13 protein-coding genes are annotated in these 12,700 nt (G+C 64.9%); 8 read left to right on the top strand and 5 right to left on the bottom strand.

The genetic code is table 11. From position 1 onward, the window contains the following. The first annotated feature begins 59 nt into the window (after window positions 1-59). The 8 genes from hppD to WEA80_02370 all read left to right on the top strand — a co-directional run bounded on the left by hppD (window position 60) and on the right by WEA80_02370 (window position 8,985). Complete coding sequence (gene hppD / locus WEA80_02405) at window positions 60-1,184, top strand: 4-hydroxyphenylpyruvate dioxygenase (GenBank protein ID MEX1185418.1); 1,125 nt, start codon at window positions 60-62, stop codon at window positions 1,182-1,184. Between the two features lie 77 nt (window positions 1,185-1,261). Next, window positions 1,262-2,455: a homogentisate 1,2-dioxygenase gene (locus WEA80_02400; GenBank protein ID MEX1185417.1), complete on the top strand. Its 1,194-nt coding sequence runs from the start codon at window positions 1,262-1,264 to the stop codon at window positions 2,453-2,455. Window positions 2,456-2,496: 41 nt separating this feature from the next. Next, window positions 2,497-2,796, top strand: coding sequence for a hypothetical protein (locus WEA80_02395; GenBank protein ID MEX1185416.1), 300 nt, complete (start codon window positions 2,497-2,499; stop codon window positions 2,794-2,796). Between the two features lie 97 nt (window positions 2,797-2,893). Then, window positions 2,894-3,193, top strand: coding sequence for a hypothetical protein (locus WEA80_02390; protein MEX1185415.1), 300 nt, complete (start codon window positions 2,894-2,896; stop codon window positions 3,191-3,193). Window positions 3,194-3,454: 261 nt separating this feature from the next. Beyond that, window positions 3,455-3,997, top strand: a complete 543-nt coding sequence (locus WEA80_02385) for an outer membrane beta-barrel protein (GenBank protein ID MEX1185414.1) — start codon at window positions 3,455-3,457, stop codon at window positions 3,995-3,997. A gap of 184 nt (window positions 3,998-4,181) precedes the next feature. Beyond that, window positions 4,182-4,355, top strand: coding sequence for a hypothetical protein (locus WEA80_02380; protein ID MEX1185413.1), 174 nt, complete (start codon window positions 4,182-4,184; stop codon window positions 4,353-4,355). Between the two features lie 185 nt (window positions 4,356-4,540). Beyond that, on the top strand, window positions 4,541-6,790 hold the full coding sequence (locus WEA80_02375) for a protein kinase (protein ID MEX1185412.1): 2,250 nt from the start codon (window positions 4,541-4,543) through the stop codon (window positions 6,788-6,790). Window positions 6,791-6,879: 89 nt separating this feature from the next. Further along, complete coding sequence (locus tag WEA80_02370; GenBank protein MEX1185411.1) at window positions 6,880-8,985, top strand: acetoacetate--CoA ligase; 2,106 nt, start codon at window positions 6,880-6,882, stop codon at window positions 8,983-8,985. Between the two features lie 69 nt (window positions 8,986-9,054). Here the strand turns inward: WEA80_02370 and WEA80_02365 are convergent, their stop codons facing one another. The 5 genes from WEA80_02365 to WEA80_02345 form a co-directional block, all read right to left on the bottom strand. After that, on the bottom strand, window positions 9,055-9,603 hold the full coding sequence (locus WEA80_02365; GenBank protein MEX1185410.1) for a DinB family protein: 549 nt from the start codon (window positions 9,601-9,603) through the stop codon (window positions 9,055-9,057). Further along, window positions 9,603-10,835 carry an HD domain-containing protein gene (locus WEA80_02360; GenBank protein ID MEX1185409.1) on the bottom strand — a complete coding sequence of 411 codons (1,233 nt, stop codon included), beginning with the start codon at window positions 10,833-10,835 and terminating at the stop codon, window positions 9,603-9,605. The genes WEA80_02365 and WEA80_02360 overlap by 1 nt, the downstream gene beginning before the upstream one ends. An 84-nt stretch (window positions 10,836-10,919) precedes the next feature. Further along, window positions 10,920-11,492: a hypothetical protein gene (locus WEA80_02355; protein ID MEX1185408.1), complete on the bottom strand. Its 573-nt coding sequence runs from the start codon at window positions 11,490-11,492 to the stop codon at window positions 10,920-10,922. 195 nt (window positions 11,493-11,687) lie between these two features. Next, window positions 11,688-12,131, bottom strand: coding sequence for an HXXEE domain-containing protein (locus WEA80_02350; protein ID MEX1185407.1), 444 nt, complete (start codon window positions 12,129-12,131; stop codon window positions 11,688-11,690). Window positions 12,132-12,202: 71 nt separating this feature from the next. Continuing rightward, entirely contained in the window at window positions 12,203-12,673 is a 471-nt protein-coding gene (locus WEA80_02345) for a TspO/MBR family protein (protein MEX1185406.1), read from the bottom strand. Between the last annotated feature and the right edge of the window lie 27 nt (window positions 12,674-12,700).

Raw genomic sequence — 12,700 nt, 5'->3', positions numbered from 1 at the left:
GGAAGGGGTTGTCCGGCGAGGCGCGCGGACTCCCTGATCGTCTTTACGCGGAGCAATCGATGGGTACGGCAACTCTGGCTGGTCCCGAGACCACGACGGACGTCTTCCCGATCAACGGGACCGATTACATAGAGTTCTGGGTCGGCAACGCCAAGCAGGCCAGCCTGTACTACAGGACGGCGTGGGGCTACAAGGTTACCGCCTACCGCGGCCCCGAGACCGGCGTGCGCGACCGGGTCAGCTATCTCCTCGAGCAGGGCAAGATCAGGCTGGTGCTGACGTCGGCGCTCGGACCTGACGGGCCGATCGCCGGGCACGTGCACCGGCACGGCGACGGCGTGCGCGACCTGGCCTTGTGGGTGGACGACGCGCGCGAGGCTTTCCAGCTCGCGGTCGAGCGGGGCGCCAGGCCCGCGAAGGAGCCGGAGGTCAGCAAGGACAAGGACGGCGAATTCATCACCGCCGCCATCCACACGTACGGCGACACCATCCACACGCTGGTCGAGCGGCGGAACTACCGCGGGCTGTTCATGCCCGGGTTCCAGCCGGCGGCGAGCGAGTACAGTCCCGAGCCCGTCGGCCTGAAGTACGTCGACCACTGCGTCGGCAACGTCGAGCTCGGCAAGATGAACGCGTGGGTGAAGTTCTACGAGGACGTGATGGGGTTCAAGAATCTCATCTCGTTCGACGACAAGGACATCTCCACCGAGTACTCGTCGCTGATGTCGAAAGTCGTGAGCAACGGCAACGAGCGCATCAAGTTCCCGATCAACGAGCCCGCGGCCGGCAAGAAGAAGTCGCAGATCGACGAGTACCTCGAGTTCTATCACGGCCCGGGCGTGCAACACATGGCGCTCTCCACGGACGACATCATCCACACGGTGAGCGAGCTACGGCGCCGCGGGATCGAGTTTCTCCGGGTGCCCACGACCTACTACGACGACCTCATCGAGCGCGTCGGCAAGATCGACGAGGACGTGGAGCCGCTCAAGGATTTGGGCATTCTCGTGGACCGCGATCCGGACGGCTACCTGCTGCAGATATTCACCAAGCCCGTGCAGGACCGGCCCACGGTCTTTTACGAGATCATCCAGCGCAAAGGCGCCCGCAGCTTCGGGAAAGGAAATTTCAAAGCCCTGTTCGAAGCCATCGAGCGCGAGCAGGCCTTGAGAGGGAACCTGTGAGAGAGCTGTTGGCTGTTAGCTATTGGCTCTTGGCTAACTACCAACAGCCAACAGCCAACAGCCAATAGCTTTTTCCCATGCCCATCTACCACACCCTCGGCCAGATCCCCCGCAAGCGACACATCGCGTTCCGCAAGCCCGACGGCGGGCTGTACGCGGAGGAGCTGATGGGGCACGAGGGATTCACGGGCACGTCGTCGCTGCTGTATCACACGTATCCGCCTACGACCGTGAAGTCCGCGCGGCGGATCAAGGAAGTGGTGTACCAGCCCGACCCCGACCAGACGCTGAAGCACCGGCACTTTCTCACTTCCCGCGCGAAGAAGGGAGGCAGTCCCACGCTCGACCGGACGCCGCTCCTGTTCAACCCCGACATCGCGATGCTGTACGTCGAGCCCGACGAGAACGACGCGCACTTCTACCGCAACGCGCAGGGCGACGAGGTGGTGTACGTCGCGAAGGGGCAGGGGATGCTGGAAACGATCTTCGGCGACCTGCCGTTTCACGAAGGCGACTATCTCGTGATCCACCGCGGGATCATGCACCGGTACAAGCTCGACCTCGGCGCCGAGGCGCCCAAGCTGCTGGTGTTCGAGAGCCGCGGACACGTACGCTGGCCCACGCGCTACCGGAACGAGTTCGGGCAGCTGCTCGAGGGAGCGCCGTACTCCGAGCGCGACATTCGCCGGCCGCTGCAGCTCAACACGCACGACGAGATGGGCGACTTCCCGATCCTCGTGAAGCAGACCAACGGCATCAACGAGATCGTGCTCGACCATCATCCCTTCGACGTCGTGGGCTGGGACGGCTACTTCTATCCGTGGGCGTTCAACATCAACGACTTCGAGCCGATAGTGGGCCGCGTGCACCAGCCGCCCCCCGTCCACCAGACCTTCCAGGGCGACGGGTTCGTTATTTGCTCCTTCTGTCCGCGGCCATATGATTTTCATCCCGAAGCCGTGCCGGCGCCGTACAACCACAGCAACGTGGATTCGGACGAGGTGCTGTACTACGCGTCCAGCGAGTTCATGAGTCGCAAGGGAATCGAGTTCGGGAGCATCACGCACCATCCCGACGGAATCCCGCACGGCCCGCACCCGGGGCGCGCGGAGGCGAGCATCGGGGCCAAGTACACCGACGAGCTGGCGGTCATGATGGACTCGTTCCGTCCGCTGCACGTCGCGCTGCCCGCGCTGGAGATCGAGGATCCCGCTTATCACAAGTCGTGGGTTGAAGGCCAGCACATGGAGTTCAACCCGCCGACGTCATAGCTGCAGGTCACGCAGGTCCACATACCGTTCGGAGGTGGTCAATGAACAGACAGATGCGCGCATCGCTGATCGCAGTAGCTGCTTTCACTCTCGTGGCGTCACCGCTCGCCGCGCAGTCGGTGCGTGAGGGATCACCACCGGCTGAAGTGCGGAATGACGGCGCGAAAGCCACGCAGGTTCTGGCGACCGAAGCCGCGGCGCGGCTGGGAATCAGCCGGGCCGAAGCTGCCGCGGACGCGAAGGCGCCCGCCATGCAGCAGCAGAGCGAGACGATGAAGTGGATCATCATCCTCGGCGTCGCGGTTCTCGCCGCGATTCTGATCATAGCGGTCGCGAAGTAGGCAGCTCAAGGCGAGCGAGCTCGGCGCAGCCGGGCTCGCTTCGCCCCCGTCATCACACGCTGGTCCCGCAGGTTCACGTACTCATTCGGAGGTGTTCATGAAGAGACACATGCGCGCATCACTGATCGCCGTAGCTGCTCTCTCGCTCGCCGGATCGCCCGCCGCAGCGCAGTCCGCGTTGCAGGACGCGACTCCCCCGGCCGCGGTGAAGCAGGACGGCGCGCGCGCCACGCAGGTCCTTGCGACGGAAGGAGCCGCGCGGCTCGGCATCAGCCGCGCCGAGTCGAAAGCCGAGGCCAAGGCCGCGGCGATGCAGTCGGAAGGGCAGATGGTGCGCTGGATCGTGATCGGCGCGGTCATACTGCTCCTGGTCGTGGTCGTTCTAGCGATCGCGTAACTGATTGGCAGCAAGATCTGACATATCTGCGCCGGGAGGCGTCGCCGTGCAGCAGTCGGCGGCGCCTCTCTCACATCTGACGCAGCCTTCCGGGTTTCGCCTACGGCGGCGTCGGGTAATCCCTGCACGTGGCGTTTCCGCTTGCGCGACAATCCACTCACACATAACGTTGCGCGTCGCCGGCCCAGGTCGGCGAGGCAGACTCGCGCTCGCTTCCGTCTTGGCGGCGACCGCGGCTATCACGCTAACGAGCGAGGACAAATGCGTAGCACGCTGAGAGCAGTGTTGGCGGCTGTTTTTGCCGTATTCGTCGCATCGAGCACTTCCCAGGCGCAACGTCCGATTGAGTTAGGGATGGACGCGACGTTTACCTACTTCGATACCGATCCAAGCGTCACCGCCATTTCGATTCCGGCGGGTCAGTTGCGCGTCGGCTTTTTCTTTTCCGATGCGCTGTCCTTCGAGCCGTCTTTCGGCCTTGAGCGCATCGCTAGCGATGACGCTAGTCTCACGGCATGGAGTGCGGAGGCCGGCCTTCTATGGCACTTCAACCCAGCCTCGGCGGGGACTGTTGTGTACGCACGTCCGTTTGTGGGGATAACCGGTATAAGCGCCGACGCTGACGGCGAGGGCGAGGACGAAACCGATCCGACCGCCGGTATAGGGATCGGCTTGAAAACGCCGCTTATGTTGGGCAATCGTTTCCGATGGCGGTTTGAAGTTGGGTACGCGCGACAATTCAGCAATCCGGATGATGTGAACGCTTATGGCGCGGCGATTGGGCTGTCCTTCTTCACCCGCTGATATCCGAATTGCAATCCAAGGGCCGCGCAAGCGCGGCCCTTGGTGTCCCCGGTACGGGGTGATCTCGGCACGCGACAAAACGCGAAACGGGGACCGACTTCTCTGAAGAAATGCGACCGCGTGATTAGGCGCCGAAGGCCCGGAGGGAGCCGCGCAAACGCGCGGCTTTGTGCATTTTTGACGGATGCCGAGTGACATCGCGAGCGAGCCGACGTGGAAGCCATCTATGGACTTCGGAAACTTCAACATCTTCGCCCGGTACCAGTTCGGTCTCACGAACCTCTCCGACGACAGCACGGAAGACGCGAAGAACCGCGTGATCCAGATCGGCGGGCGCTTTTCCTTCCGCGGGATGTAGTGGGTAACTAGTTTCGCGGTCACTGGCGAGAACAGCCGTCAGAGGTATCTGATGGGAATGCCGCGCCGATTGGCGCGGCATTTCTACATTTATGGAGTCGTTCCGGGAATTCCCCGGGGCGCTGGCTCCGGTGCCGTCGCGCTTTTGTTCAGCGCCGCGTGCGGCCTTCCGCCATCTTGTAGATCATGATGACTCTCCACGAACGGCTTGAGCAGGCACTCGGAAGCAGGTATCGCGTCGAGCGAGAGCTCGGACAGGGGGGGATGGCCGTGGTGTTTCTTGCGCACGACGCCCGGCATGAAAGGGAGGTTGCGGTCAAGGTCCTCCGGCCCGAAATCTCCGCCGAGATCGGCGCCGAGCGCTTCCTTCGAGAGATCAAGCTTGCCGCAGGTCTGACTCATCCTCACATCCTTCCTGTGTACGACTCGGGCGAGGCGGACGGCCTCCTCTTCTACGTAATGCCGAGCATGGAGGGCCGCTCGTTGCGCGAGCGACTCGATCGCGAGCGACAGCTACCGCTCGACGAGAGCCTTCGTATCGCGAGGGAAGTCGCGTCCGCCCTGGATTACGCTCACCGGCGTCGCGTCGTCCACCGCGACATCAAGCCGGAGAATATTCTGCTGCACGAAGGGAACGCGATGGTGGCCGACTTCGGCATCGGCAAGGCGCTGAGCAGCCGCGCTGGGATCACCCAGACTGGAATAGCCGTAGGAACTCCCGCGTACATGAGCCCCGAACAGGCGAGTGGTGACATCGACGTGGACGGCCGCAGCGATTTGTACAGTTTGGGGTGCGTCCTCTACGAGATGCTGACCGGCGAGCCACCGTTCACCGGCGCGACGGCGCAGGCGATCATCGCCAAGCGCTTCGTATCGCCGATCCCGAGCGTCCGCACCGCCCGAGACGTTCCGGTCGAGGTGGATGACGCTCTCAGTCGAGCGCTGTCGCGGACTCCCGTTGACCGCTTTCCCACAACAGCCGACTTCGCCGAAGCGTTGCGACAGATCTCGACTGATGCAGGAAGAGCGCCGGTGCGCGGCCACGAGCCGCAAGCGAGCGCCGACGCCAACAAGGCTATCGCCGTGCTGCCGTTCGCCAACATGAGCGCGGATCCGGAGAATGAATATTTCAGCGACGGGATGACCGAAGAGATCATCAGCGCCATAGCAAAGATTCCCGGGCTTCAGGTGGCGTCGCGCAGCTCGTGCTTTGCGTTCAAGGGAAAGGCGGTGGACACGCGCGAAGTCGGCGAAAAGCTCGGCGTCGGCTCGGTTCTGGAAGGGAGCGTTCGCAAGATAGGAAACAGGATTCGAGTCACCGCCCAGCTCGTCAATGCGCAGAGCGGCCACCATCTCTGGTCGGAGACATACGACCGCCAGCTCGAGGACGTTTTCGAGATCCAGGAGGAGATTTCCCGCGCGATCGTCGAATCGTTGAAGCTCCGCCTGACGTCGAGCAGGGAACAGCTCGTAATCCCGACGAAGAACATCGAGGCCTACACACTGTACCTGAAGGCGCGCTTTTTCTATAACCGGTCCAGCGAGCCCAACCTCCGCAAGAGCATCGATTTCTTCCAGCGCGTGCTCCTGCTCGAGCCCGGCTACGCGCGCGCCTATGCCGGCATGGCGGACTGCTGGTGCCGGCTCGCCGACGACTGGGTTGCGCCGGACGAAGCGTATCCGCAGGCGAAAATGATCGCGATGCGGGCATTGCAGAGCGAGCCTGACCTCGCCGAGGCGATGACGTCAGTCGGAAAAGTACTGGCGTGGTACGAATGGGATTTCGCCGGCGCGGAACAGCATCTGCGCAGAGCGGTCTCGCTCGCTCCGAACGACGCGGATGCTCACTGGGCGTTCGGATCCGTTCTGCCGACTGTTGGGCAGCTCGGCGAAGGGATGGCGGAGATTCGGAAGGCGCTGACGCTGAATCCCCTGGACCCGTGGTACAGCCGGTGGCTCGCGCGGTATCTGTTGTACGCCGGAGACTACTCGGGCGCCATCGCGCAGGGTGAGAAAATCGTGGAGCTGGACGAGAACTTCTTTCTCGCCTACATCGATCTCGGCTCAGCGCGCCTCGCGCAAGGGGAGCCGGAGAAGGCCCTGGAGTGGTACCAGAAGGGTCAGCGGCTGGAGTCGAGCGTTCGATCCTACGACGCATTCATCGTGCGCGCGCTTGCGGAGCTGGATCGCCGCGACGAGGCCGAGGAGATCCTCGCGCGGCTCGAGGAAGAAGGCAGACAGCACTATGTGCGGTGGGAGATTGTGGCGATGGGGTACGCCGCTCTCGGCAAGAACAATGAAGCGTTCGCGTCGCTCGAGCGCGCGTATCAGACCCGGTCAGGCGGACTGATCTATCTGCATCTGGAACCCGGCTACAAGACGTTGCGGGCTGATCCCCGGTACGACGATCTGGTAAGGCGCATCGGACTGAAATAGCCGCCTCTCTCGCCGCGGTGCTGAGCAGAATGGCCGTGACTCCAAACCCCGTTTGGTCTCCTTCCGCGAGTCGGATCGAGCGCTCCAACATGACCGCGTTCATGTTGGCGGTAGCCGAGCGCGGATACATCGCGCCGTTGGGTGCATCGCCCGCCCAGTCGTTTCAAGAGCTGTGGGAGTGGTCGGTGCGCGACCGGCTCGCGTTCTGGAACCTCGTGCGCGACCACTGCGGGCTCGTCTGCGGCGAGCGCACGTGCGCGTCGCACCAGGAAGACGGTTCCGATAGCATCGGTCTCGACCGCATGGCTCCGCCGGAGCCGCCGATGGGGCCGCGCTGGTATCCGTCGCTGCGTCTCAACTTCGCCGAGAACCTGCTTCGCTACGACGATGACCGGACCGCGCTCGTCTTCTGGAACGAGGGAGGCCGCCAGCGCGAGCTGACATACCGCGAGCTGAAGCGCGAGGCCCTGACGATCGCCGCGGCGCTGCAAGCCGCCGGCGTGCGCGCGGGCGACCGCGTCGCCGGCTTCATGCCCAACATGCCCGAGACCGTGATCGCCATGCTCGGCGCCACCTGGATCGGCGCGATCTGGTCCTCATGCTCTCCCGACTTCGGCGCGCAGGGCGTGCTCGACCGCTTCGGCCAGATCGAGCCCAAGGTGCTGTTCTGCGCGGACGGCTACCGCTACGCCGGGAAGGAGATCGACTGCCTCGAGCGCGTGCGCACGATTGCCGACCGCATCCCCTCGATCCAACATGTCGTTGTCGTGCCCTACCGCTCGCGCTCAGTGACTCTGGATGGAATCCGCGCGGCAACGAGCTGGTCGCAGTTCGCAGTGAAGGCCGGCGGGGTCCGGGGGGCCGGCACCGGTGGCGTGGCGAACGACCAAGGAGACCCCGCGCAGTTTGCGGGGGCTCCGCCGGGAGTCTCGCCTAGCCGCCGAGGCCGGCCCCCAGACCCCGCCGGCCCCGCCGGAGGCACGTCCAAGCCAGACCCCGCGCGGATGCCATTCGATCACCCCGTGTACGTGATGTATTCCTCGGGCACGACCGGGCTGCCGAAATGCATGGTACACGGCGCCGGCGGAACCCTGCTCCAGCATCTCAAGGAACACGTCCTGCACACCGACATCACGCGCGACGACAAAGTCTTCTACTTCACCACCTGCGGCTGGATGATGTGGAACTGGCTGGTCGGCTCGCTCGCGGTCGGCGCGACCGTGATCCTGTACGACGGCGCCCCGCTCGCTCCGTCGCCCGCGTCGCTGTGGGACATGGCCGAGCGCGAGAAGATCACCGTGTTCGGCACGAGCGCCAAGTACATCGCGCTGTGCGAGAAGGAAGGGCTCGCGCCCGCGCGCACGCACGATCTCTCCGCGCTGCGCGCCATTCTCTCGACCGGCAGCCCCCTGGCCGCGCACAGCTTCGATTACGTGTACCGCGACGTCAAGCGCGACGTCCACCTCGCCAGCATCACCGGCGGCACCGACATCATCTCCTGCTTCGCGCTCGGTAACCCGATCGCGCCGGTGTATCGCGGCGAGATCCAGACGCGCGGGCTCGGCATGGCGGTGGACGTGCTCGACGAAGACGGCCGGCCGCTGCGCGGCGCTCCGGGCGAGCTCGTCTGCACGAAACCGTTTCCGAGCATGCCCGTCGCGTTCTGGAACGATCCGGACGGGTCGAAGTATCGCGCCGCGTACTTCGAGCACTTTCCGGGAGTGTGGCGGCATGGCGACTGGGCGGAGCTGACGGAGCGCGGAGGGATGATCATCCATGGCCGCAGCGACGCCACGCTCAACCCCGGCGGCGTGCGCATCGGCACGGCCGAGATATACCGGCAGGTCGAGCAGCTCCCGGAGATCGTCGAGAGCGTCGTCATCGGACAGCGCGTCGCCGGCGTGGGCGGCGAGATGGACGAGCGGATCGTGCTGTTCGTGCGGCTGCGTGAGGGAGATCGGCTCGACGTGGCGCTGGAGGACCGCATCCGCCAGCAGATCCGGAGCAACACCAGTCCGCTGCACGTGCCGAAAGTCATCGTGCAGGTCGCCGACATTCCGCGCACGATCAGCGGAAAGATCAGCGAGCTCGCCGTGCGCGACACGATTCACGGCCGGCCGGTGAAGAACACCGAGGCGTTGGCAAACCCAGCGGCGCTGGGACAGTACCGCGACCTTGCGCAACTAAAGCAATAGCCGCCAGGTCAGTCGGCGGCGACGGGAGCGTTGTGAGTTGCCCGTTAACGCGTTGTTCCGTTCTCGCGTTTAGGTCCGCGGGAAGGCCGGCGCCGCGCGGATCCGCCGCACCTGCCGCATGTGGTGGTCGAAGTGCTGCGTGAGAAACGGCAGCATTCCGCGAACGCTCGTGGGCCCGACGATCGGGTGCTTGAACGCCATGTCGCCGAGGTTCTCCTCTGGCACGGTCTCGAGATGGCGCGCGAGGTTCTCGTGCAGCTCACGCCACTCCGACCAGAGCGCGTCCATGTCGGGATCCGCCGCGGGCGTGACGCGGCCCGCCACCTTCTGCGGCACGCGAATGCGGAAGTTCAGCTTCACGACCGCGAGGAACGCGATCATCCCCGCCCATTCGCGCGGAGTGCGCCTGCGCCCGCGTCGCTCCACGCCGGGCTTCATCGCCGCCTTTGTCACTTCGCGCTCGACGTGCAGCACGTGCTGGGCGACTTCCGCGATCGACCACGCGCCTTCCGCGGGCCTGAACCGGAGCTGCGCATCGGACAGCGCCCGCGTCTCGGCCTCGAATGTCGTGCGTCTCGCCAGCAGGCCGTCGAGCTGTACGCGCAATCGCGGCAGCACTATGAGCCCTCGGCGGTGATGGTGCGCATGACCGCGTCACGGTCCAGCGTGATCGCGCGCGCGCTGAAGACCCTGAGCCAGCGCGTCGAGCGATACAGCTGCTCCGACAGCGACGGCAGGTCGATCGTGCCTTTCCAGCCACTCTCGGTGAGCCGCTCCACGCTGCCGTCGCGCCGGACGACGGGCAGGTCGAGGCCGAGCATCTGCGTCTTGAGCGGGAAATCGAGCAGCAGCTCGCCCGGCGCGAGCCCGGCTTCGCGCGCGAGCGAATCCTCGATGGCGACGACGCGCGCGCGGTCCTCCGCGATCCAGTCGCCGAACCCTTCCTCCAGCGTAGCCGCCGGCCATTCCGCGGCGCGCTTGTACAGCCGCCGCTCGCGCAGCGCCGAGAGGATCGGGGAGCGCGCGGGCTCGAGGCGGTGCAGCAGGCCTTCGTCGGTGAACGTACCGAGCTCCTCGGAGCGGATCGCGCCCGAGCGCAGCGCGTCGTCCACGATGCGCTTGTACATGGCGGTCGCGCTGCGCACCGTGTGGTGCCAGTACACGTTGCGGTACATCTGGTACTTGGCGAACAGCAGCGACTCGATGGCCGCGAGCGCCTTCTCCACGACGCCGATGCGCTTGCGACCCGACACCGGATCCGCGACGACGACCATCGAGTTGGTGAGGCGGTCCACGTCCACTTCGCCGTAGGGAACGCCGCACATCAACGCGTCGCGCTTGAGGTACTCGATCTTGTCGAGGTCGAGCGATCCGGAGATGAGTCCCTGGAGCGGGCTGTCGCTCTTGCCCGTGACGAGGGCGTGCACGCGCGCCGGGGCACCCTTGCCGAGCTCCTCGTTCAGCAGTTTGCCGATTTCCCCGCCGGTGATCAACGGTCCCGCGACGTTCTCGTGGTGCAGCGCGCCGATCTCCTCGAGCGCGTGCGAGAACGGGTAGTGCCCGATGTCGTGCAGCAGCGCGGCGGCGTAGATGATCGCGGGCTCGTCGGCCGGCAGGGAAGCCAGCTCGCCGCGCTCCTCCAGCAGCGCGATCGTCCGCCGGGAGAGGTGGTAGGTGCCGAGCGCGTGCTCGAAGCGCGAGTGCGTGGCGCCGGGGTAGACGAGGTACGCGAGCCCGAGTTGCCGCACGTACCGCAGGCGCTGGAATGCCGGCGTGTCCACCAGCCGCATGGTGAACGCGTCCACCCGGATGTTGTTCCAGAGCGGGTCGCGAATGATCTCGAATGTCACACGCGAGAAGTTAATGCTCCTCCGCGGACCGGATGCACGCCACGGTATCTTCCTTTCACGGTTCCCTCGTCAGCGTCACTGAGGTTACGCGGCCGTTGTCGCCCTACCGCGCGCCTTCCTCTCCATGTCGGTTCCGTGGTCCTTCCCCGCAGCACCACCGTACCGCCAGCCGAACCAAATCGACGTGGCAAATACCAGGAATCCGACAACAGTCACTGACGTGCTCAGGGTTTGATCGTGCCGCAACCACCCCAGCGTTCCTAGCAGGTAAGTCCAATCGTGTTCTCCGCCACCTACCAGCGGGAGTTCCTGAGCCCGCGCATCGGCGATGTAGCGCGCGATGTTCCAGCAATTCTGCGCAACCCAAAACAGGACCACAGCGGACGAGAACCGTTCCTGCCGCCTCCAGAAATACCATACGAAGGCGACTGGTACGATCAGTTGGAATAGTGTGCCACCAAGCATCTCGAGGAACTCGCCGAACGGAGCAAATACCAGGTGACCTGTCTCATGGATCGCCAGGTCAACGGAATCGAGCAGGCGGTGTTCGTCCGGCCGCCGGATACACACTACGCCATAGAGGAAGAGGGCAGCAACGCCGACTCGGCGACCAGACAACCAGGCCGGCCACCTAGGCAAGGCAGGAACGTGCAGCACCGGCTTGATGGTCAGGATGCACCCACTCCACGGTGAATGGCACCAGCCAGCTCGGGCGCCAGGCGGCTGCTCGCCAGTGCAGTCGACTATCGAGAGCGGGAGCAGGGGTAGCGGCGAACAGGGTCAGGCCGCGTTGCATGAGGGTGCCTCCGGTCGGGGTATCTTTCGATTGGTACGGGCAGATGAACGGTCCTGTCAACCGGCCGTGCCGCTTGCCGCCCGGACGGACTGCACGCGGCGTGTTTCGAGGAGGAGCCAGCCCGCCGCGAGCAGCAGCAGCGGCGACGAAAGCACGCCCGGTGCCAGCCACTGCCCGAGAGCGGAGACGGTGAGGTGGGCAATAGCGTTCGCCGCATGCACGGCGCCGTAGGCGTAGGCGGCGAAGACGGCCCAGCGACGATGCGGTTGGATCAACGGCGTCATTGCTGCGAGGATGACGACGGCGGCGCAGAGACCGGCTAGCCAGACCGGATAGGAAAAGACAGGTGGGAAGGGAACTCCGCCCAGCCACTCGCGCGCCGCGAGCGCCGAAGGGTTGTACCATGTCAGGAAATCGTGCGTGGCTTCGTCGAACACATGAATTGCGAAGGCTGCCGTGAGGGCGGCCCACGCCAGCGCCCAGCGGTTACGCAGCGCCACCGACCGGAGCGGTTGGCGCGGAGCGATTGATCACGACGGGTTTTCCGGCCTGGACTCTGGCAATGACCGCATCACCCCAAGACCTGCGGATTGAGCTGCCACACAGCGTAGTTGAGCGCGGACGCGAAGCTGACCCATAGCAGATACGGGACGAGCAGCGCGCCCGCTAACGGTCTGATTCGCCAGAAGGCGATCAGGGTTGCGAGGATCAGCGCCCACAGTAACATGACGTCGGCGAAGGCCAACGCGCCACGATGCCAGCCGAAGAACAACCAGCTCCACAGTGCATTGAGCGCGAGCTGTACAAGAAATAGAGTGAGCGCGAATCTGGCTGCGCGAAAGCCGCCTACACGCCAAACCAGCCACGCAGCAATACCCATCAGGGCATATAGCGCCGTCCAAATCGGCCCGAAGATCGAGGGTGGCGGTGCCCAATCGGGGCGGACGAGCTGGGTGTAGAACGGACCAGCCTGAATGGATGCGGCGCCGCCAATGGCCGCAGCGATGAAGCTGACAATGAGCCAGCCTGCAAGGCCAACCATCTGCTGCTGCTTTGTAGGTGGTCCCAA

This window comes from Gemmatimonadaceae bacterium, from assembly GCA_040882285.1.
Lineage (GTDB): Bacteria > Gemmatimonadota > Gemmatimonadetes > Gemmatimonadales > Gemmatimonadaceae > JACDCY01.
Note: the sequence above shows the minus strand (reverse complement) of the source record. Positions and strands in the feature narration are given on the sequence as shown.

What these genes read in the sequence shown, in the direction of transcription:
- hppD (MEX1185418.1), top strand. Translation starts at nt 60, where the DNA reads ATGGGTACGGCAACTCTGGCTGGTCCCGAGACCACGACGGACGTCTTC.
- WEA80_02400 (MEX1185417.1), top strand. Translation starts at nt 1,262, where the DNA reads ATGCCCATCTACCACACCCTCGGCCAGATCCCCCGCAAGCGACACATC.
- WEA80_02395 (MEX1185416.1), top strand. Translation starts at nt 2,497, where the DNA reads ATGAACAGACAGATGCGCGCATCGCTGATCGCAGTAGCTGCTTTCACT.
- WEA80_02390 (MEX1185415.1), top strand. Translation starts at nt 2,894, where the DNA reads ATGAAGAGACACATGCGCGCATCACTGATCGCCGTAGCTGCTCTCTCG.
- WEA80_02385 (MEX1185414.1), top strand. Translation starts at nt 3,455, where the DNA reads ATGCGTAGCACGCTGAGAGCAGTGTTGGCGGCTGTTTTTGCCGTATTC.
- WEA80_02380 (MEX1185413.1), top strand. Translation starts at nt 4,182, where the DNA reads ATGCCGAGTGACATCGCGAGCGAGCCGACGTGGAAGCCATCTATGGAC.
- WEA80_02375 (MEX1185412.1), top strand. Translation starts at nt 4,541, where the DNA reads ATGATGACTCTCCACGAACGGCTTGAGCAGGCACTCGGAAGCAGGTAT.
- WEA80_02370 (MEX1185411.1), top strand. Translation starts at nt 6,880, where the DNA reads ATGACCGCGTTCATGTTGGCGGTAGCCGAGCGCGGATACATCGCGCCG.
- WEA80_02345 (MEX1185406.1), bottom strand. Translation starts at nt 12,673, where the DNA reads ATGGTTGGCCTTGCAGGCTGGCTCATTGTCAGCTTCATCGCTGCGGCC.